This is a genomic window from Flavobacterium sp. H4147, from assembly GCF_029360735.1.
GTDB classification, from domain to species: Bacteria; Bacteroidota; Bacteroidia; order Flavobacteriales; family Flavobacteriaceae; genus Flavobacterium; species Flavobacterium endoglycinae.
The window spans coordinates 1,546,520-1,567,769 of sequence record NZ_JARKNB010000002.1 but is presented as its reverse complement, the minus strand read 5'-3'; the positions used below and the strand labels follow the sequence as shown (position 1 = coordinate 1,567,769).

At 34.1% G+C, this 21,250-nt stretch carries 14 protein-coding genes and 1 rRNA gene; 12 read left to right on the top strand and 3 right to left on the bottom strand.

Annotated features, from left to right (window positions below):
* Positions 1-14: 14 nt before the first annotated feature.
* Positions 15-123: ribosomal RNA gene (gene rrf, locus P2W75_RS14440) — 5S ribosomal RNA — on the top strand.
* 214 nt (positions 124-337) lie between these two features.
* On the opposite strand, the gene P2W75_RS14435 is transcribed toward rrf, so the two are convergent.
* A complete protein-coding gene (locus P2W75_RS14435; RefSeq protein ID WP_276380997.1) occupies positions 338-1,357 on the bottom strand; it encodes a proline-specific peptidase family protein in 1,020 nt (339 codons plus the stop codon).
* Positions 1,358-1,639: 282 nt separating this feature from the next.
* Here P2W75_RS14435 and P2W75_RS14430 point away from each other — a divergent pair, with 282 nt between their 5' ends.
* Both P2W75_RS14430 and P2W75_RS14425 read left to right on the top strand, forming a co-directional pair.
* On the top strand, positions 1,640-6,355 hold the full coding sequence (locus P2W75_RS14430; RefSeq protein WP_276380996.1) for an HYR domain-containing protein: 4,716 nt from the start codon (positions 1,640-1,642) through the stop codon (positions 6,353-6,355).
* Positions 6,356-6,358: 3 nt separating this feature from the next.
* On the top strand, positions 6,359-7,273 hold the full coding sequence (locus tag P2W75_RS14425; RefSeq protein ID WP_276380995.1) for a type IX secretion system membrane protein PorP/SprF: 915 nt from the start codon (positions 6,359-6,361) through the stop codon (positions 7,271-7,273).
* Here the strand turns inward: P2W75_RS14425 and P2W75_RS14420 are convergent, their stop codons facing one another.
* Together P2W75_RS14420 and P2W75_RS14415 are read right to left on the bottom strand one after the other, a co-directional pair.
* Positions 7,274-7,915, bottom strand: coding sequence for a response regulator transcription factor (locus P2W75_RS14420; RefSeq protein WP_276380994.1), 642 nt, complete (start codon positions 7,913-7,915; stop codon positions 7,274-7,276). It lies immediately after the preceding gene.
* A gap of 12 nt (positions 7,916-7,927) precedes the next feature.
* A complete protein-coding gene (locus P2W75_RS14415; protein WP_276380993.1) occupies positions 7,928-10,114 on the bottom strand; it encodes a tetratricopeptide repeat-containing sensor histidine kinase in 2,187 nt (728 codons plus the stop codon).
* 291 nt (positions 10,115-10,405) lie between these two features.
* On the opposite strand from P2W75_RS14415, the gene P2W75_RS14410 reads away from it, so the two are divergent.
* The 9 genes from P2W75_RS14410 to P2W75_RS14370 all read left to right on the top strand — a co-directional run bounded on the left by P2W75_RS14410 (position 10,406) and on the right by P2W75_RS14370 (position 21,244).
* A complete protein-coding gene (locus tag P2W75_RS14410; RefSeq protein WP_207297458.1) occupies positions 10,406-10,852 on the top strand; it encodes a PepSY-like domain-containing protein in 447 nt (148 codons plus the stop codon).
* A gap of 129 nt (positions 10,853-10,981) precedes the next feature.
* Positions 10,982-12,010, top strand: coding sequence for a LacI family DNA-binding transcriptional regulator (locus P2W75_RS14405; protein ID WP_207297457.1), 1,029 nt, complete (start codon positions 10,982-10,984; stop codon positions 12,008-12,010).
* Positions 12,011-12,070: 60 nt separating this feature from the next.
* The gene (locus tag P2W75_RS14400; RefSeq protein WP_276380992.1) at positions 12,071-12,907 is read left to right on the top strand and encodes an AraC family transcriptional regulator; all 837 of its coding nucleotides are present in this window, start codon (positions 12,071-12,073) and stop codon (positions 12,905-12,907) included.
* 86 nt (positions 12,908-12,993) lie between these two features.
* Positions 12,994-13,536 carry a YbhB/YbcL family Raf kinase inhibitor-like protein gene (locus P2W75_RS14395; RefSeq protein ID WP_276380991.1) on the top strand — a complete coding sequence of 181 codons (543 nt, stop codon included), beginning with the start codon at positions 12,994-12,996 and terminating at the stop codon, positions 13,534-13,536.
* A gap of 492 nt (positions 13,537-14,028) precedes the next feature.
* Complete coding sequence (locus P2W75_RS14390) at positions 14,029-16,182, top strand: alpha-glucuronidase family glycosyl hydrolase (RefSeq protein ID WP_276380990.1); 2,154 nt, start codon at positions 14,029-14,031, stop codon at positions 16,180-16,182.
* A 152-nt stretch (positions 16,183-16,334) separates the two neighbouring features.
* Complete coding sequence (locus P2W75_RS14385) at positions 16,335-17,072, top strand: SDR family NAD(P)-dependent oxidoreductase (protein ID WP_276380989.1); 738 nt, start codon at positions 16,335-16,337, stop codon at positions 17,070-17,072.
* 164 nt (positions 17,073-17,236) lie between these two features.
* Positions 17,237-18,400, top strand: coding sequence for a mannonate dehydratase (gene uxuA / locus P2W75_RS14380; protein ID WP_276381008.1), 1,164 nt, complete (start codon positions 17,237-17,239; stop codon positions 18,398-18,400).
* 42 nt (positions 18,401-18,442) lie between these two features.
* The gene (locus tag P2W75_RS14375; RefSeq protein WP_276380988.1) at positions 18,443-19,552 is read left to right on the top strand and encodes an endo-1,4-beta-xylanase; all 1,110 of its coding nucleotides are present in this window, start codon (positions 18,443-18,445) and stop codon (positions 19,550-19,552) included.
* Between the two features lie 258 nt (positions 19,553-19,810).
* Entirely contained in the window at positions 19,811-21,244 is a 1,434-nt protein-coding gene (locus P2W75_RS14370; RefSeq protein WP_276380987.1) for an MFS transporter, read from the top strand.
* The last annotated feature ends 6 nt before the right edge of the window (positions 21,245-21,250 follow it).

Sequence of the window (21,250 nt, the reverse complement as noted above, 5' to 3'; positions counted from 1 at the left end):
TAGACTAACAGCCTTAAGGTGGTTATTGCGGCGGGGCTCACCTCTTCCCATCCCGAACAGAGAAGTTAAGCCCGCCTGCGCAGATGGTACTGCATATTGTGGGAGAGTATGTCGCCGCCTTTCTTTTGTAAAACCCTGTCCATACCGGACAGGGTTTTTTCGTTTTTAATGCTTTTAGAAAAATTCAAGCTTTGAATCTAAATAAAAAATAAGTCCGCTAAGATTATATCTTATGCGGACTTATAGTTTCTTTTTTAATCAACTTATTGAAAATCTGTCTGAAATTAATATAGGTATTTGTTAGTGTATTGATGATTAGGTGTTTATGGTTTTTTTGTTATTGTACTTTTTCTAAATTAACATCATTTATAAATTGAATTACCCCATTCATGAAAACTTTTTGATCGTCCCACATTGCTAAATGACTTCCATTCGGACAATATAAATAGCGTCCTTTTTTAACTAATTTACTTTGTTCTTCCATTGCTTTAGGATCCATGGTGTCATATTTTGCGCCAATCATTAATGTTGGAATCGTAATTTCATGCAATCTGTTTTTGATGTCCCATTTAGCCAATCTTCCGCTTATTCCAAATTCACTTGGACCTTGCATTAAGGTGTAAATTTCTCCGTTAACATGTTTACTGGCACGATTTAGCCCGTCTGGCCATTCTTTTAATCGGCATAAATGTTCTTTATAAAAATTTGGAAGTAATAATTCCATGTATCTTGGATTATTGAAGTCTTTTTTGGCTTCTAAAGCTCTTATTTCGGCTAAAATTTCTGGTTTCATTTGTTTAGCTAAAACCTCATCTGCATATTTTCCATATTCAGGAGCACTTGCCATCATATTTGATACTAATAAGCCTTTCATATTTTGTTGATATTTTAAAGTATATTCCATTGCTAAGATTCCTCCCCATGAATTTCCTAATACATAAAAATTATTTTTATCTGCATTAATAGCTTTTCGAACTTGTTCTACTTCTTCTACAAATCTTTCAGTTGTCCATAAACTGCTGTCTTTTGGTTGATCGCTGTAATAAGATCCAAGTTGGTCATATTCGTAAAATTCAAATCCTTCGCGCTGAAAAAATGTTTCAAAACACTCCATATATTCGTGAGTCATGGCTGGACCTCCGTGTAATAACAAGACTTTTATTTTCGGATTATTTCCAAATTGTTTTGTCCATACTTTAAATTCTCCCACGGGAGTTTTTATCGGAATCATTTTTACTCCCGCAGTTTCAACTATATCTTGATTGTAGGTAAAATAATTTGAAAGTGAGGATGTTTGATTTTCGTTTTTACATGAAACTGTAAGCAAAAGTATTGTAGAAGCAATAATAGATCTCATTTAGTTTATAATTAAGGTTTTAAACTAAATTACAAATTATTTTTTAATGATAATCATTTCATCTTTCCAATGAATATATAACCTAAATTTTATTTTTTCATCCCATTAAAATCATTATTTATAGTGATGTGTAGGGTTTTTATCTAATATATTTTTGTCATTTATTATGAGTTTAAAATATATAGTTTAATGAAGAATTTCAAAGAAACATTTGAGGGTTTAATAAATAGATTTATCCTTTTTTTTCTTTTTATGGGAATGTTTACTTGTTATAGCCAAGAGATGAAATTTATTATTTCTGAAACTGGTTTAAAGGAATCAAAAGAAAAGGGAATAATTTATACGGGAAAAGAAAAACCTATTGTTAAGTCTCTTATAAATACATTTCGTAAAACTTCTAAGGGATTAAAAAAATCAGCAGATATACAACCTCCCTTATTGATTTGTCCTTCAAATAAAAAACTTCCATGCGGAAGTTTAGTACCTGATTATTTGAACGAGTTAATTGTTAGTGATGATTCAGGAGGAGATATTTATCTAACGCAATCCACAGGTGGTACTAAGTTTTATGACGGTATGACTATTGTTTTTACTGCTAAAGATGAAACAGGGAATGAAAGCAGCTGTTCAATAATTATTACAGCGCTGACTCCAGATGTTACGCCTCCCACATTTACCTGTCCTACGAATATTACTTTAAATTGTGGAGACGTATTGCCTAACTACGCGACTAATCCCATGATGAATTTAGAAGATGATTGCAGTATCTCGATTTCTTGGGAAATGACACCAGCTCCAGGAACTCCTTTCTATAATGGAATTCCTGTTCAGATAAAATATACAGATCCGTCGGGGAATTCTTCATTTTGTAATTTTAATGTTACACAGGCAAATCCTGATAATATTCCGCCAACTTTAACGTGTCCGGGGAATCAAATTCAAAATTGCGGATCTTTTTTAGCAGATTATAGAACTTTAGTTACGGGATATGATAATTGTCTGGGCAATTTAACAGTTTCTCAATACCCTATCCCAGGAAGTATTTTTACTCCTGGCATGACAGTAATTTTGACTGTTAAAGATGTTTCTAATAATGCTTCAACCTGCAGTTTTATTGTAGATGCAGCAACAGACAGTACGAAACCTATAATAACCAACTGTCCGGATAATCAGACTTTGGCAATTGGAGATGTTATTCCTAACTATGAAGGCTTATTGTCAGTAACGGATAATTGCGACCCAAATCCAGTTATAACACAAACTCCTCCAGCAGGAACTACATTTACAGCACCAGTAAATGTGGTTTTAACTGCTAAAGATGTTTCGGGAAATACAACATCTTGTAGTTTTTATATAAATGTTTTAGAAGGAAATCTTCCTCCTATAATTACTTGTCCGTCTGGAATGGAGCTTTATGCAAATTCAACTCTGCCTAATTATGTATCTTTTCTACCAGCTGTAAGTGATGATACTACTGATAATTTTGATTTAGTTTTTACACAAACACCACCACAGGGAACACTTTTTACAGAAGATACCAATGTTACTATCACGGTTAAAGATGGATCTGGAAATATGAATTCCTGTACTTTTTTAGTCAAACTAAAAACTTTTAAAGAAGATATTGATTGTAAGTCGGCTTCTATTAACGTTAATAATTTATATGGAGCTAATGGATTCTCCATATATGGTGAAATTTTAACCCGTGAAGCTGGATTCAGTGTCAATACAGCCGGTGATATTAATGGAGATGGAATAACCGATTTAATAATAGGTGCCCCTGGAAGTTATAGTCCATGGTATGGACCTTCAATGATTTATAAAATTATTCCGGGTGCTGCCTATGTTGTATTTGGAAAATCCTCGGGATTTTCTCCTAATGTAGATTTAGGATTATTAGACGGAACAAATGGTTTTGTAATTAGAAATGATATTCCATCTTCAAATTTTCCACTAACAGGTTATGATGTAAGTAGTGCAGGTGATATCAATGGCGACGGAATAGGAGACTTTATGTTAAGTGATCCTTACAGACATTCTTCTTACGGACCAGAAGCGGGGCATACATATGTAATTTTTGGGAAAAATAATGGTTTTCCTGCTGAATTTAAAATATCATCTTTAGACGGATTCAATGGTTTTACTCTTATAGGTAATGAGAATTTTGGAGCCGCGGGAGCGAGTATTGATACGATTGGAGATATCAATGGTGATGGTTTTCAGGATATTGCAATTATTACCTCTGGTTCTGGAGCTGGCGAAGGAAAATGCTTTATAGTGTATGGTAAAACATCTGGTTTTCCTGCTATATTGAGGACTTTTGAACTTAATGGAACAAATGGTTTTACCATTGAAGGAAATGCTTCTATTGGAAAAATCGGTGAATCTGTAGCAGGATTAGGAGATGTAAATGGAGACGGGATTTCAGATTTTGCCTTAGGGAGTTATAATGGTACGGGACAGAATCGTAAATATGTAATTTTTGGACAGTCTTCCAATTTTCCTTCCAACTTTAATATTTCTGCTTTAAATGGAACAAACGGATTTATAGTAGAAAATTCTGTTATGCCTTTGGATTCCTACAATGGGGTTGCAAAAGCAGGAGATTTAAATGATGACGGTATAAATGATATTGCCATAATAGGACAATATATTTTGTTCGGAAAAACTTCTTTTCCTGCAAAGGTAGATTTAAATAATCTTGACGGAACTAATGGGTTTACGATAAATGGCTTAGGCAGTTCAAACTCTTTTGGTTATGCAGGAGATTTTAATGATGACAATATCGATGATTATTTTATACATACTCCCGGTACAACTTATGTTTTATACGGAAAGAAAATATGGAATTCAACAGCAAACACATCGGATAAGCATTTTAGAATCGAATCTGATTTTCTTTATGATTATAGCGCTAGTTATGCAGGAGATGTAAATCATGATGGAATAAGTGATCTCATAATCGGAAATCCTTATGATGGCGGATTTATGAATTTAAAAGTAAATTATAATCCTGGAAGATCTTTTGTGGTTTTTGGTAAAAATACTCTTGATACAGAAAAACCAATTATTACAAATTGTCCGCAAAATGAAATAGTGTTAACTGGATTTCCTATTCCTGATTTTAGAAATACTATCGCGGTTACAGATAATTGCGATTCAAGTCCAACCGTAACACAGCTGCCGGCACCGTTGACAGTATTTGATGGACTTAGTAAAGATGTTACAATAACAGTTACAGATAAAAGTGGTAATTTCTCAACGTGTATTTTCAAAATTTCAGATAATACTGATGTCGAAGCTCCTGTAATCACCTGTCTTGCTGATCAGCAATTAACCTGTGGCAGTGCAGTGCCAGATTATTTGGGTTTGATAACAGTTACTGATAATATGGATGTTGCTCCTATTTTAAGTCAAAATCCAGTTGCAGGAAGTGCTTTTATCAACGGAATGACTATCACTATTACAGCAAAAGATGCGTCAAATAATCAATCATACTGCAGTTTTAAAGTCAATACTTCTGCAGATCTAACGAAACCTGTAATTACTTGTATAGCAGATCAAACCTTGTCGTGTGGTAGTACAATTCCAGATTATACAACCTTAGTTTCAGTAACAGATAACTGTGATTCATCTCCATTACTCACACAGAATCCGCCTGCGGGAACTGTATTTACAGCAGAGATGACAATTACGATTACCGCTGAAGATCTTTCGAATAATCAATCTTATTGTAGTTTTAAAATTAACGCTTCCGCAGATGTGACTGCGCCTGTAATTACCTGTATTGGAGATCAAACATTATCATGTGGGAGTATAGTGCCAGATTATACACCTTTAGTTACTGCAACAGATAATTGTGATGCTTCACCAATAATTACACAGAATCCGCCTGCGGGAAGTGTTTTTACTGACGGAATGATTATTACTATGACAGCCCAAGATGTTTCTAAGAATGAATCATACTGTAGTTTCAAAATTAACGCCTCTGCAGATGTTACAAAACCAGTAATTATTTGTATTGCAGATCAGAATTTAAATTTAGGAGAAACACTTCCAGACTATCGTGCAATGATTACAGCAACAGATAATTGCGACTCAAATTTAATCATAACGCAGCTGCCAGTCGCAGGAACAAATGTTACTGACGAAATGAGTATTACAATAAATGTATCTGATAACAGCGGAAACATTTCTTCGTGTACATTTAAAATTAATGTTATTCAAGATAACGAACCGCCTGTATTTACTTGTCTGGCAGATCAAATGTTTGACTGTAGTGTAAGTATAGTTCCTGATTATACCAAAATAATTTCTGTTACTGATAATACAGATCCGAATCCTGTAATTGTGCAAACTCCTGCACCAGGAGCCCCATTTGTAGAAGGAATGACGATTTATATTAATGTTTCGGATAAATATAATAACCATACCGAATGCTCTTTTCAATTGTTTACTTATCCCATTTTTGTTGATGCAGGTGAGGATGTAGAAATTAATGAAGGACAATTCGTAAAACTGCAGGCTGTAGCTTTAGAAAATGGAAATTTTTCCTGGTCGCCAGCAACAGGACTAAACAATAATAAAGTTGGAAATCCAATTGCAACGCCATCTGAAACCACAACTTATACTGTAGTTTTTACCAATAAAGACGGTTGCCAGACAGAAGATTCAATAACCATAACTGTGATTCCAGTACAAAAAGATGAAACCAAATACGGTTTTTCTCCTAATAATGACGGAATAAACGATTTCTGGGTAATTGACGGAATAACTGATTATCCAGAAAATGAAGTTTTAATTTACAGCCGTTGGGGCGATTTAGTGTATCAAACAAAAGGGTACAATAACGCAACGAATGTTTTCAGCGGAATTGCCAATAAAAGCCGAAATCTCGGAGCCAATCAATTGCCAGAAGGAACCTATTTCTTTGAAATCCGCATCAATCAGCCAAATCACTTAAAAAAACTCAAGGGATATCTTGTTTTAAAACGTTAATTCATGAAAAGTAAAATCAATATAATTTTAGTTTTATTCATCATAATCATTTTTTTAGAAAGAGCTTATGCACAACAGACACCCGTTTTTTCAAGTTATAATTACAATACCGTTTTAATAAACCCAGCTCATGCAGGATATTATTCTGATTTAGATCTTGCCATGACCACTAACGGATATTTTAATTCAGTTGAAGGAAGTCCGAAAAATTTTGATCTTTCTGTAAATAAATTAACATGGGGAGAAAAGATTGGTCTCGCAGCAGGAATATCACATGACCAAATTGGTGTAACCAACACAACCAATTTTTTCACTTCATACTCCTATAAAATTTATTACGATTCTGATTATAAGTATGGAAAATGGTGGGCTTATGATCCTAACATTATTTCATTTGGAGTGACTGCCGGAGCTATGATTTACAACGAAAATCTGACTCAACTAGGAATAGAAAACGATCCGAAATTTCAAGAAAATGTAAACAGCTTTACACCAACTTTTGGGGTTGGATTTTTATACAACCGTGACCACATTTATTTTGGATTATCATCGCCTAATTTATTAAACTCAACTTTCAATTCAAGTAATAATACCAATTTAAAAAACGTGTATTACAGCTATTTCGGATATAAATTCTTTACCAATCGATTCGAAGAAGTTTTGATAAATCCAAGCCTATTGTTTAAATACGTAGAAGGAGCACCGTTTCAAGCCGATTTGAATCTTTTAATCAATTATAAAAATAAAGTAGAATTTGGCGGAGGGTATCGAACTTCAAAAACACTAAACTTATTAGCGGGATTTCACCTTTCAGATAATTTCAGAGTCATCTGCACTTACAATAAATCAATTGGTAATGTGGTGATTCCGGATACTTTTGGATTAGTTTTAAATTACCGAGCCGGAAAAGGATTTTAATTAATCTACTAAACCATTTTCGACCGCGTATTTTACAAGACCCGCCGTATTTTTTGCATTCAGTTTGGATAATAAATTACGGCGGTGCGTATTTACAGTATTCAGACTTATAAAAGTCTTTTCGGCGATTTCAGCTGTATTGTATTCCTGTGCAATCAAAACCAAGATTTCTTTTTCTCTTGAACTTAGTTCTGTCAAGTTAGAAACCTGCTTTTCAATTCTGGAACTATTCGTAAGATATTTTTCTTCTAATTCTTCTGCAAAATAATTTTCTCCTTGAGCAATCGTATTGATAGCTTTTAAAAGTTCCTCTTTTGCAGCATTTTTCAATAAATAACCATTTACACCAATCCGAATCAATCTCGAAACAATCATCACATTACTGTGTGTACTTACAATTAAGATTTTCACATCAGGATGTTGTTTTTTAAGAATCTTACTCAATTCAATTCCATCCATTTCTGGCATGCTGATATCAAGAATAATAAAATCAACAACACCTTTTTTAATGATTTCCAGCGCCTCAATTCCATTTACAGCTTTATCTACAACAATAATATTCGGTTCCTGTTCCAGCAAAGAAATAATTCCCTGAAGAAACATCGTATGATCGTCCGCTATAAGTAGGTTAATTCTGTTCATTCAACAAATATATTAGTTGCTTTTCAATTCATCAAGCTGATTTTTCAAATCAATGCCTTTTATTTTAGTTTTTGATTTTGGCTGTGAAACAGGAATTTCGATATTAAAAATACTGCCTCGCTTCAATTTAGAATCCATTTCAAACGAACCATTTAATTTGCTGATTCGGTTTTCCAGATTAATAAAACCAATACCTTTTGTATAATTTTCGGTTTCAAAACCAATTCCGTTATCCTCAAATAAAAGATTTAAACTATTCTCGATATAATTCAGCTGAATCTCCACTTCAGAAGCTTTGGCATGTTTAATCGTGTTGGTTAAAAGTTCCTGAATCATTTTAAAAATTTCAATCTGAATATTTTCATCAAGCTCATTAATCTCTTTCCTTGGATAAGGAATATGCGTAATCTTGATTTTACTCGCACTGCTGATATTTTTCAAATACGATTCTAAAACCTCTAAAAATTTATTCTGGCTGAACTTCTTCGGAAGAAGCGTATGCGATAAATTTCGAACCTGCTGATATGTTTCATCCAATTGCTGACTGATTTTCTGAATATTTGAAAAATTAGACGAATTCAAATGATTCACCTGCAATTTGATAGCGGCCAGATTGCCGCCAATGCTGTCATGAAGTTCCTGCGAAATACGCTGCCTTTCCATATCCTGTCCGCTTATTGAAGCCTTAATTAACTCCAATTCCTGCTCTTTTAAAATGCCATTTATTTTTTGCGAACTGATTTCTGCCTGTTTAATATTCAGTAAATGCTGAACCTTGAAACGTTTGTAATACTGAAACAAAAGACCCATTATTGGAATCAGTAAAATCAAAAAAGCGATAATTGTAAACAATCTGATTTTCTTTTCCTGATTAATTTCTAAAGCCTTCAACTGCTGATCTTTCTTTAGTAGCGAAATCTCATTTCGTTTTTTATTCGAATAATTTTGATAGGCCAGAATCGTATTTTCATTGTTTTTCTTCGAAATTTCCTCCTGCAGAAGCATGTTTTTAATTGCCTCTTCCTGATTCGCCAGAGTTAATTTTTTAGCCTCATTTTCAAATGTCAAAGACTCGATTTCCTTTTGTTTCTGAGCCGTTTTATATTTGACTTCCAATTCATTGATTTCCTTAATCCTTTCCAGTTTAGAAATGGAATCTTTTAGGCGAGTTGACTTTTCAAAAAACGAATACGCACTTTTAAAATCATCCTGTTGAATCGCAATTTTTCGCAATTCGTCATAAATATACGTTTGGTTTTGCAGCAACCCAAAATGTACCGATTTCTGAAGCGCTTCCGAAAAGATCAATCTTGCTTCATTGTATTTTTTCAATGAAATATAACAATCTCCAATATTACTTCTTGAAACCACTGACAATTGATTCAATTCATTTTTATCGGCAATGACAAGCGCTTCCTGAAACATTTTTAAAGCCTCTTGATACTTGTTTTGTAATTGATAATTTTCACCTAATCCTAGGAGAATAATAACTTTTGCCTGATAATTATTCGTTTTCTCGCACAGCGTTTTTCCTTTTTTGAAAAAGATATTCGCATTGTCATAATCTTTCAGCCTCGAATAAATATCACCAATATTGATGTAGCTTCCCACAATTATTTCAGGATCATCATTATACTCCAAACACTGTTTAAACAACCGTAAAGCATTTTGATAATCGCCCAATTCCGTATACGTCTGCGCCAAACCATGAGTATGCGTGTAAAAAAGATTCTTTTCATTGTATTTTTGAGAAGCCTCGATACCTTTAAGATGCCATTTTTTACTTTCGTTTAAAAGACCTCTTTTTTTGTAATTAATCGCCAGGAGATTATATCCTAGAGAAAAAAGTCGGCTTTTTAAAGAATCATTTACAACCGTATTGTACTTCAAAGCCTGATTGGTGTAGTAAATTGAAGAATCGATTACCGCCCTTTTATTGAAATAATACGCCAGAAGCAAATTTGTACTAGCAATAACGCGGTTATCAGCTTTCGATTTTAAAAGAAAATGAGCCTTTTTATAAGCCTTTTTTTCATCTCCTTTATTGTATAATTCATAAAGAGCCAGAATTTTAGGATCCTGTTTTATGGAAGTTTTTTTGACAACAAAAGTCCTCTTTTTATTTTCAATCTGTGCTTGCAGACTGAACGATAAAAAGATGAAGATCAATACATAAAATCTTCTTGACCAGATTATCATACGTTTTTGGTTTGTACTCTAAATAAGAATTAGAATAATTTTAAAGTCTTGTAAACTTGGGATTTAAATAGTCAATTTATTATTGGCCAGAAGGTAAAAGTACTACAAAACAATTGAAAAAAATCTTTCGAAAAATAAATTTTTTAAGCGAAGTTGTGATATAATAATGTTTTTAAATCGTTTGTGAATCAATTGATTATGAGTTTAAAAAAGATTAAAACTTTCTTAAATTGATTTGAATGTAAATTTTCTTACAGTAAATTAGTGAGACTATACTTAAAAAATCAAATTATGAAAACGAAAATATTTTTAGCCATTGCATGGTTATCCATAACCATATCGGCCAGCGCACAGAAGAAAATTGAAGTAACTGAACTGCCAAAACCAGCACAGGAATTTCTGAAAAAACACTTTAGTCACACCACGGTAGAAATCGCTAAAAAAGATGCTGAACACGGAGAAAAAGGCTTTGAAGTGAAATTAAAAGACGGAACAGAAGTTGAATTCTGGAAAGACGGCTCGTATCGTGAAGTTGACGGTGGAGACAAACCAATTCCAACCGCGTTTATTCCGGAAAATATCAAAGCCTATGTAGCCAAAAATCATCCCAACGAAAAAATAACGCACATTGACTATGGACACAAAGACCTCGATGTAGATTTGACCAATAAAATTGATTTAGAATTTACCAAAGACGGTAAAATTCTAAAAGATAAAAAGAATGATATCAAGAAATAATGTGTCGGAAAACCATTTTTAAATGTCTCTTGTACTTTTGGTATTAGAGGCATTTTACTTTTATACCGTTGTCGAAAAGACCATCTTGAAAGAAAATAGTTTATATTTACATCTTCTATTAGTTGTTTTATGGAAGAGAATAAACATGTAACGATTTACGATATTGCCGAAAGACTTAATCTGGCAACATCAACCATTTCACGAGCTTTAAAAGATCATCATACCATTAGTGACAAAACGATAAAGAAAGTGAAAAAAACCGCTGAAGAAATGGGATTTGTCCCAAATACTTTAGCTGCAGGTTTGCGTGGCAACAAAACCAGAACCATTGGCGTTTTGATTCCTACCGTTACACAGCCCTTTCTATCGTCATTAATCAGCGGAATCGAAATAACGGCTCAAAAATCTGATTATACGGTAATTATCATGCAGTCACACGACTCGTACGAAGAAGAAGTAAACATGGCGAAATCTTTGTACAGCAACCGTGTAAGCGGTGTAATTTGTTCGCTGGCAATGGAAACTCGTGATACGGCTCATTTTCATCAATTCTCAAACAATAATATTCCATTAGTTTTTGTCGACAGGGTTCCGAAAAATTACAATACTTTTAGAGTAGTAATCGACAATTATTCAGCAGGTTATAAAGCAACCAAACACCTTATTGAACAGGGCTGTATTCGTATTGCGCACATTACGGCAGGATCAGAATTGGGAAATTTATACAGTGAGAGAAAAAGAGGTTATATCGAAGCCTTAAAAGATCATAATGTTGATATAGATGAGAATCTCATTATCAATTTAAATTCAGTTACTTACGAAGATGGTGTAAAAGCCAGCAACGCTTTATTTGATTTAAAACCAATGCCAGATGGATTATTTGCTCCAGGAGATATTCTGGCAGTAAGTGCGGTGCAGACCGCTAAAAAACGAGGTATAAAAGTACCTGAAGAATTTAAAGTGATTGGTTTTAATAATGACCCAATTTCGCAGATTATCGACCCTAATTTGTCGACTATAACGCATCCCGCAGAAAAAATGGGAAAAGCGGCAGCGGAAATTATTATAAAAAACTTGAAATCGGCTAAAAATGATGACGCCAAAGAAATTACCTTTTTAAACACAGAAGTGCTCGCAAGAGAATCTACCCAAAAATAAAATCAAGAACATTCTAAATAATAAGGCTTATCGATTCCTTTGGTAAGCCGATATTTTTTTATGAAAACAATTACACTTCCAGACGAAATGAATTTAGAAAAATCACAGCAGGTACATGTTGTGGGTTACAGCAGTTCTAAAGACGTTTCGAAACAACAGATTATTCTAAATCAAAATATTATCAGTTTTTTGATTGAAGGAACCAAAGAAGTCATTTTTGATAATGAAGAATTGTCTATAACGCCTTCTAAGTTTATTATAATGCGATCTGGAAATTGTTTAATGACAGAAAAAAGAGTTTCTGAGACTTCTCTTTATAAAAGTGTTCTTTTGTTTTTTTCTAATGAAATGCTTCACAATTTCATTAGAAAAATAGAATCTGAAAAATCAGAATCAATTGAGCCAAAATCAGTTTATGCATTCGATTATGACGATTTTTTAAAACGTTTTGTAGATAGTTTAGCAGATATTTCTAATCTTTCAAAAACAGTTCAGCCAAAAATACTAGAAGTTAAGTTTGAAGAAATTATGCTGTATCTCACGGATAAATACAGTACCGATTTTCTTTATGCCTTAATCACAAACAGCGATGATGCTGCCCAAAAATTCATTCGAACCATCGAAAACAGTCATTTGAGTAAATTGACTTTAAAGGAGTTAGCATTTTTATGCAATATGAGTGTTTCGACTTTTAAAAGAGAATTTGAAAAATATTACTCGGAATCACCTATGAAATGGTTTCAAAATAAACGACTCGAACATGCACATTACTTGCTCAGTTTGGAAAAAAGTCCTTCCGAAGTGTATTTTGAAGCAGGTTACGAAAACCTTTCAAGCTTTAGTCAAGCCTATAAAATCAAATATGGTGTAACCCCCAAACATCACAAAACGATTTGAGCTTTTAGCGATAGTTTTTGAGCCTTTGCCTAAAATTATTCAGATCTTTCAAATCTAACTTTGCTTAAAATTTTAAATCAGATAAAATGAAAAAGCTAAGTTTAATTTTGGCGATGTCGGCGATTTTTTCGACATCTATTTTTGCACAAAAAACATTTACCTTAACCAGTAAAGATTTAGGAGGCGAAGCAACTAAGGTTCAAGAATTCAATGGATTTGGATGTTCAGGTGAAAACCAATCTCCGCAATTATCTTGGAAAAATGCTCCAGAAGGAACCAAAAGTTTTGCCGTAACCATGTACGATCCCGATGCACCAACAGGAAGCGGATTTTGGCACTGGGTTGTAGTCGATATTCCAGCAAATGTAAATGAATTGGTAACCAATGCAGGAACCAAAAATCTGGTGCCAAAAGGAGCGATTCAAAGTGTTACCGATTATGGGATTAAAGGATTTGGAGGGCCTTGTCCGCCAGTTGGCCATGGATATCATCAATACATCATTACGGTTTACGCTTTAAAAACGGAAAAATTGGGAACAGACGAGAACACAAATCCAGCGGTAGTAGGATTTAATCTTTGGAACCAAACTTTGGCAAAAGCCAGTATTGTAGCATATTACAAAAGATAATATTAAAACCGGTTGTTTGAAATAGAACAAAGATTAGTTTTAACACATAGAAACATAGATTTCTATTGGCATTGTTTGAGATTATAGAAAAAGCAAGCTTTAGCACATAGCCATCTATGTGCATTGAAATTAGTGAAACGTCTTTTTAAAAGTTTACAAAAGCTATGTTTCTATGTGTTAAAAGTAATTTGACTCAATTGGCAAAAGGCATGCAGAAATTTACGGTTTAATACTCGAATTTTACCGCACTATAGGCAGGATAGTTTTTTAAATTATCCTGCCTTTCTTTGTTAAATAAATTATTTTTTTGAAAAAAGTAGAGCTAAAATTTTTTTCTTAAATAACAATCCTATATTTTTACGCAACCGATTGCAATTGTTGTTTTATTTAGGATAATGTATTTTTTAAATTAAAATTTTATCAAATATATTTTATTGAAGATAAAATGTTGATTCTTTCAGACTTGAGATTGTAAAAATAAATTAATACCAAATGAGTTCATTACGATTTGTTTTCTTTTTTCTTTTGATTTCCCTTTCGGCTTCGGCACAAAAGGATTATAAATTTTGGCTTCAATATAATGCCGTAAAAAATACTGCATTGGCTACCGAATACAAAAACAATCTTAAAGGTGTTGTGGTTTTAGGAAATTCAGAAACGATCAAAATTGCTGAAAAAGAACTTCAAACAGGTTTTCAGGATATGCTGGGCATTATTCCAGAAATCAAATCAGATGTAAAAGGAGAAAATAATCTAATCATTGGTTCGAAGTCTGCTTTAAACAGCGAAATTAAAAATGAACTAAAATCGGATTTTGATAAAATAAACGAAGAAGGTTTTATCATTAAATCAATTTCTCTTAAAAGCAAAAAACAAATAATTATTACCGCAAAAAATGATGTTGCGGTTTTATACGGAATTTTTAATTTCCTGAGAATTTTACAGACCAATAAATCCACCCAAAATTTAAATATTGCCGATTCACCAAAAACCAATATTAGAATTTTAAACCATTGGGATAATTTAGATCGAACAGTTGAAAGAGGCTACGCTGGATTTTCGCTTTGGAACTGGCAGAAACTTCCAGATTTTATAGATCAGCGTTATATTGATTACGCTAGAGCGAATGCTTCAATTGGAATTAACGGAACGGTTTTGACCAATGTAAATGCGAATGCGTTAATTCTGACGCCGCAATATTTAGAAAAAGTAGAAGCTTTAGCCAACGTTTTTAGACCTTACGGAATAAAAGTTTATTTAACGGCTAGATTTTCGGCACCCATCGAAATAGGAAAATTAAAAACGGCTGATCCAAAAGACGGAGAAGTTATCCAATGGTGGAAAAATAAAGCAGCAGAAATTTACAAACGAATCCCTGATTTTGGTGGATTTTTGGTAAAGGCCAATTCAGAAGGTCAGCCAGGTCCGCAAAATTACGGAAGAGATCATGTAGATGGAGCGAATATGCTTGCCGATGCCGTTGCGCCTTTTGGTGGTGTAATTATGTGGAGAGCGTTTGTGTATTCAGAACATGATGCCAATGACCGCGCGAAACAAGCGTATGCAGAGTTTCAGCCTTACGATGGAAAATTTAAAGAAAACGTAATTGTTCAGGTAAAAAACGGAGCGATCGATTTTCAGCCAAGAGAACCTTTCCATCCTTTATTTGGCGCAATGCCGAAAACGCCTTTAATGATAGAATTTCAAATTACGCAGGAATATTTAGGTTTTAGCACGCATTTGGTTTTTCTTCCTAAATTATTTCAGGAAGTTTTAGAATCAGATACGTATCAAAAAGGTAAAGGTTCCACTGTTGCCAAAGTTATTGACGGAACTTTGTATCCAAATAAACTAACGGGAATTGCAGGTGTTGCCAATATCGGAAACGATTTGAATTGGACAGGACATCCCTTTGCACAAGCCAATTGGTATGGTTTCGGAAGACTGGCTTGGAATCCTTATTTAGATTCGGAAACAATTGCTGATGAATGGTTAAGATGCACTTTCTCGAACGATGAAAACTTTATCCAACCTGTAAAAAATATCATGATCCAATCTCGTGAAGCGGTTGTAAATTATATGACACCGCTTGGATTGCATCATATTATGGATACGGGCCACCATTACGGGCCAGGACCTTGGGTTTCTAATTTATCACGACCAGAATGGAATCCCACGTATTATCATAAAGCGGATAAAAACGGAATTGGTTTCGACCGATCTAAAACAGGAACGAATGCAACTGCGCAATATGCGCCTGAAGTTGAGAAACTTTTTGATAATTTAGAAACCTGTCCAGAAAAAGATCTTTTATGGTTTCATCACGTTTCATGGGATTATAAACTGAAAAATGGTGAGACACTTTGGAACGGTATGGCGTTGAAATACCAAGAAGGTGTAAATCAGGTCGCGGCAATGCAGAATGTCTGGAAAAAAACAGAAAAATATATCGACAGTGAACGTTTTCACGAAGTTGAAATGTTATTAGAAATTCAGTACAAAGAAGCAAAATGGTGGCGTGACGCCTGTCTGTTATACTTTCAGCAGTTTTCTAGAAAAGAACTTCCGACGGGAGTAGAAAAGCCAACGCAAACCTTGGATTATTTTAAATCGTTAAAATTCCCATTTGCACCGGGAAATGGATAAATAAATTAAGTAAGAATAGAACAAGGATGAAACTGATTTGCTATTGTGAAGGCAGGGGAAAAGCGGATTTTTTTCTGATTAAAAATTAAGAATTAAAAATTAAAAAAATCCGCTTAAATCAGCGTCCAAAATAAATATATTGAAAAAAAATTATGAGCAAGAAAACAGCAATTGTAACTGGAGGAAATTCGGGATTAGGTTTTGCAACAGCAAAAAAACTTTGCGATAACGGAATCAAAACTTACATCATTGGGAGATCAAAAGAAAAAACAGAAGATGCCTGCAAGGAAATTGGAGAAAATGCCATTCCGGTAATCTTCGATTTAAATGATTTAAAAGGAATTCCTGCGATGATTGAAAACATCACAAAAGACAATCCGATTGATATTTTGGTAAACAACGCTGGAATCAATATGAAAAAAGAGTTTTTGGATGTGACAGATGAAGATTTCTTAACTATAATTCACACCAATCTTTTGAGTGTTTTTGCTGTAAGCAGAGAAGTAGTTAAGAATATGAAAGCGAATGGAAGCGGAAGCATCATCAATATCAGTTCGATGGCATCTCAGTATGGAATTCCGAAAGTAATAGCGTATTCGTCAAGTAAGGGAGCAATTGAAGCCATGACGCGTGCTATGGCGGTCGAATTGGCTCCAGCAGGAATTCGTGTAAATTGTATTGCTCCTGGATTTATAAAAACTAAAATGTCATCGACAGCACTTGATAATGATCCAGAAAGAAAAAATAAAGTATTAGGAAGAACACCAATGGGATTCTTAGGAGAACCTTCAGACATTGCAGATGCCGTATATTATTTCGCTTTAAACGAATCAAAATATACAACCGGTACAGTATTGCCTGTTGATGGCGGAAATAGTATTGGGTTTTAATTTAAAGTTCTTAAGGGGCAGAGGCTCAAAGGCTCAAAGGTTTTTAAAGCCACAGATTAAAGGATTAAAAAGATTAAAATCAGCTCAATCTGCAAAATCTGCGGGAAACAAAAACTTTGCGACTCTGCGTCTTTGCGAGATTAAAAAAAAGAAGTATGATAAAAATGCAGCAAACCATGCGTTGGTTTGGACCTCAAGACGGCGTAAAATTGATCGATATAAAACAGGCCGGAGCAACAGGAATTGTGACGGCTTTGCATCAAATTCCAGTTGGCGAAATCTGGTCTGTTGAGGCTATTCAGGAAAGGCAAAAAATGATTCAAAATGCGGGATTGGAATGGACGGTTGTCGAAAGTCTTCCGGTACATGAAGAAATCAAACGCGCCTCGGGCAACTATCTTCAATACATTGAAAATTATAAAATCAGTTTAAAGAATCTGGCAGCTTGCGGCATCAAAATTATAACTTACAATTTTATGCCGATTCTGGATTGGGTGAGAACCGATCATAATTTTATAAACGATGACGGAAGCAAAGCTTTGCTGTACAATCAGGATGCATTTACTTATTTTGATGTGTTTCTTTTGAAAAGGCCGAATTCAGAAAATGATTATTCAGATGCCGAAAAAGAAAAAGCTCTACAATTTGGAAATCAGTTGTCTGAAGATAAAAAAGCGTTATTGTTTAAAAATGTATTATTAGGATTGCCAGGAAGCAAAATCAATTTTACGGCAGAACAGATTTTATCGCTTTTGGATAATTATGCCAATATCAATAATGAAAAGTTAAGAGAAAACCTGATTTATTTTTTATCAGAAGTAACGCCAATTGCAGAGCAAAACGGACAAAAATTAGCGATTCATCCTGATGATCCACCGTTTTCGGTTTTGGGTCTTCCGAGAATCGTATCGACAGAAGCCGATTTGAAAGCGATTTTTAGCGCCGTTCCGTCAACAGCCAACGGATTGTGTTATTGTACGGGTTCGCTTAGTGCTGATCCGAAAAATAATCTGGAAAAAATAATTGACGATTACGAAAACCGAATTCATTTTTTACATCTAAGAAATACCATCCGCGAAAGCGAAACTGTTTTCAGAGAATCGGAGCATTTAAGCGGTGATGTTAAAATGGAAAGCATTGTAGAAAAATTATTGATTCTAATGAATAAAACCAAAATAAGTTTGCCAATGCGTCCAGATCATGGTTTTCTTCACGAAGTAGACCAAAAAACAGAAACGTATCCGGGTTATTCTTTAACAGGAAGATTAAAAGGTCTTGCGGAGCTAAGAGGTTTGGAAATGGGAATTGCTTATAAACTGAATTTGTAATTTATTTTACAACAAAACTATATAACTATTAAACCAAAACATATGAAGTTCATTAAACCATGCTTATTTGCCGTCACGACTCTGCTGACTATAGGCTGTACATCTCAGAAAGACCCACTTACTTTAAAAGATGCTTTTAAAAAAGATTTTTATATAGGTACTGCGTTAGATCTAAATCAGATTAATGAAAAAAATCAGAAAGAAGATTCGCTGATTCGAAAAGAGTTCAACGCCATTACGGCTGAGAATATTATGAAATCTATGTATGTTCATCCGCAGAAAGACAAATACGATTTTACATTATCGGATAAATTTGTGGCGTATGGAGAAAAGAATAAAATGTTTGTTCACGGACACACTTTAATTTGGCACAGTCAATTGGCGCCTTGGATGGAGAAAATTGCTGATAGTACAGAAATGAAAGCGTTTATGCAGGACCATATCACTACAGTTGTTTCCAAATATAAAGGGAGAATTGGTTCTTGGGATGTGGTAAACGAAGCTTTAAACGAAGATGGGACTTTGAGACAATCGGTTTTTTTGAAAACACTTGGAGAAAAGTATTTGGTTGATGCTTTTAAATTGGCTGCCAAAGCAGATCCTAAAGCAGCATTGTATTATAACGATTATAATATCGAAGAGCCCGCTAAAAGAGCAGGAGCAATTGCTTTAATCAAAAAAATAAAAGCGGAAGGCGGAAAAGTGGACGGAGTTGGGATTCAAGGACATTGGAGATTAGGAAGTCCGTCAATAGAAGAAATTGAAAAAAGTATTTTAGAATATTCGGCTTTAGGAATTAAAGTAGCGTTTACAGAATTAGATATTACCGTATTGCCTAATCCGTGGGACTTAAAAGGAGCAGACGTAAATCAGAAATTTGAAGGAAGCGAAAAAATGAATCCGTATCCAAAAGCATTACCAGACTCTATTCAAAACAAACTTGCAGAGCGTTATGCTTCAATTTTTAAATTATTTTTGAAACACAAAGATAAAATCAGCAGAGTTACTTTTTGGGGCGTTCACGACGGACAATCTTGGTTAAACGATTGGCCGATAAAAGGAAGAACCAATTATCCGCTGCCTTTTGATGCCCATTTAAAACATAAAAAGGCTTACGACAGCATTTTAAAACTGAAAGAAACTAAAGAATAAATACTAAAATAGTTTAAGTTTTGATGAATTTATTTACAATCGATTGTGAAATTAAAAATAAAGCAAATAAAGTAAACTAAATTTGGATAATATGTTTTTTTGTCTAATTTTACACAACCGATTGTTTTAATTTGAATTCATCTCTAAAGGGGTTAAAAAAACCTTTCGGATAAATTGAAGAATAGTTGAAACAAATAGGAAACCTGAAAGGTTTTTTAAAACTTTACAGGATAGAACTAACTAACCACAAAACCACGAATGACTAACATTTCACAAAAACTATCCATCAAAGAAAAAATTGGATACAGCTTAGGAGACTTGGCTGCTAATTTGGTTTTTCAGACTTTGATGACGTATCTGGCGTATTTTTATACCGATATTTACGGCTTATCGCCAACCGATTCTTCAATCATTATGCTGATCGTGGGTCTGATTGCTGCCTTTATTTTTAATCCTATTATTGGGGTTTTGGCAGACAGAACGAGTACTAAATGGGGAAAATTCAGGCCATGGATTTTAATAACTGCGATTCCGCTTGGAGTGGTGGCTTTATTGGCATTTTCTACTCCTGATTTCTCGTATAAAGGAAAAGTAATTTATGCCGTTGTAACCTATACTTTATTATTGCTTTTTTATGCCGGAAACAATCTGCCGTATTCTGCTTTAAGCGGCGTAATTACAGGCGATATGAAAGAACGAAACAGTATGTCATCATACCGCTTTGTGGCCGTTATGTTTGCCCAATTTTTTGTTCAGGTTTTCATGCTCGGAATTATTAAAAGTGCAGGTAATGGCGATAAAGCAGTCGGAATCGAAAAAGTAATGACCGCTTTGGCAATTATTGGAACGATCATGCTTTTGATTACTTTTTTAACCACAAAAGAAAGAATCATTCCGAAACCAGAACAAAAATCAAGCGTTAAAGAAGATTTAAGCGATTTAATCAAAAACAGACCTTGGATCATTATGCTTACGCTCACCACTTTGGTTTTTGTAACATTAGCAATGAAAGGCGGCTCGTATGTGTATTATTTCGAAAATTACGTCAATAAAGAACAGCTGACAACTTTTATTCAGCCTATTCTGGATTTTCTAACTACAATCGGGTTGAATCATTTTGGCAACGATCCTGTTTCTGCAGGTTTTGGTTTATTCAATGCAGGCGGCATTATCTTTATGATTGTCGGGATTACCTTATCTAAAAATTTAGCCGATAAATACGGGAAACGAAATGTTTTTGGACTATTTCTGTTTATTTCAACCCTGTTTATTATTGCTTTTTACTTTTTCCCATCCACATCTATCGGATTGATATTTTTCTCTCAAATTTTACATGGATTTTTCTACGGAATCACCATCCCAATTCTTTGGGCAATGATTGCTGATGTGGCTGATTATTCAGAGTGGCTGAATAACCGTCGTGCAACGGCAATAATTTTCTCTGCAATGATGGTTGGGCTAAAAACAGGATTAAGTATTGGAGGTGCTTTAACAACATTATTTTTAGGCTATTTCCATTATGTTCCAAATACTTCTCAGCAGTCAGAAACAGCTATAAACGGAATCAAATTATTAGTGAGTATTTTCCCTGCAATCCCTTTTTTAATCGGAGCTGGATTGCTGTTTTTCTATAAAATCAATAAAGAAATGGAAGTGCAGATTGAAACAGAACTAAAAGAAAGAAGAACTTAATTTTTT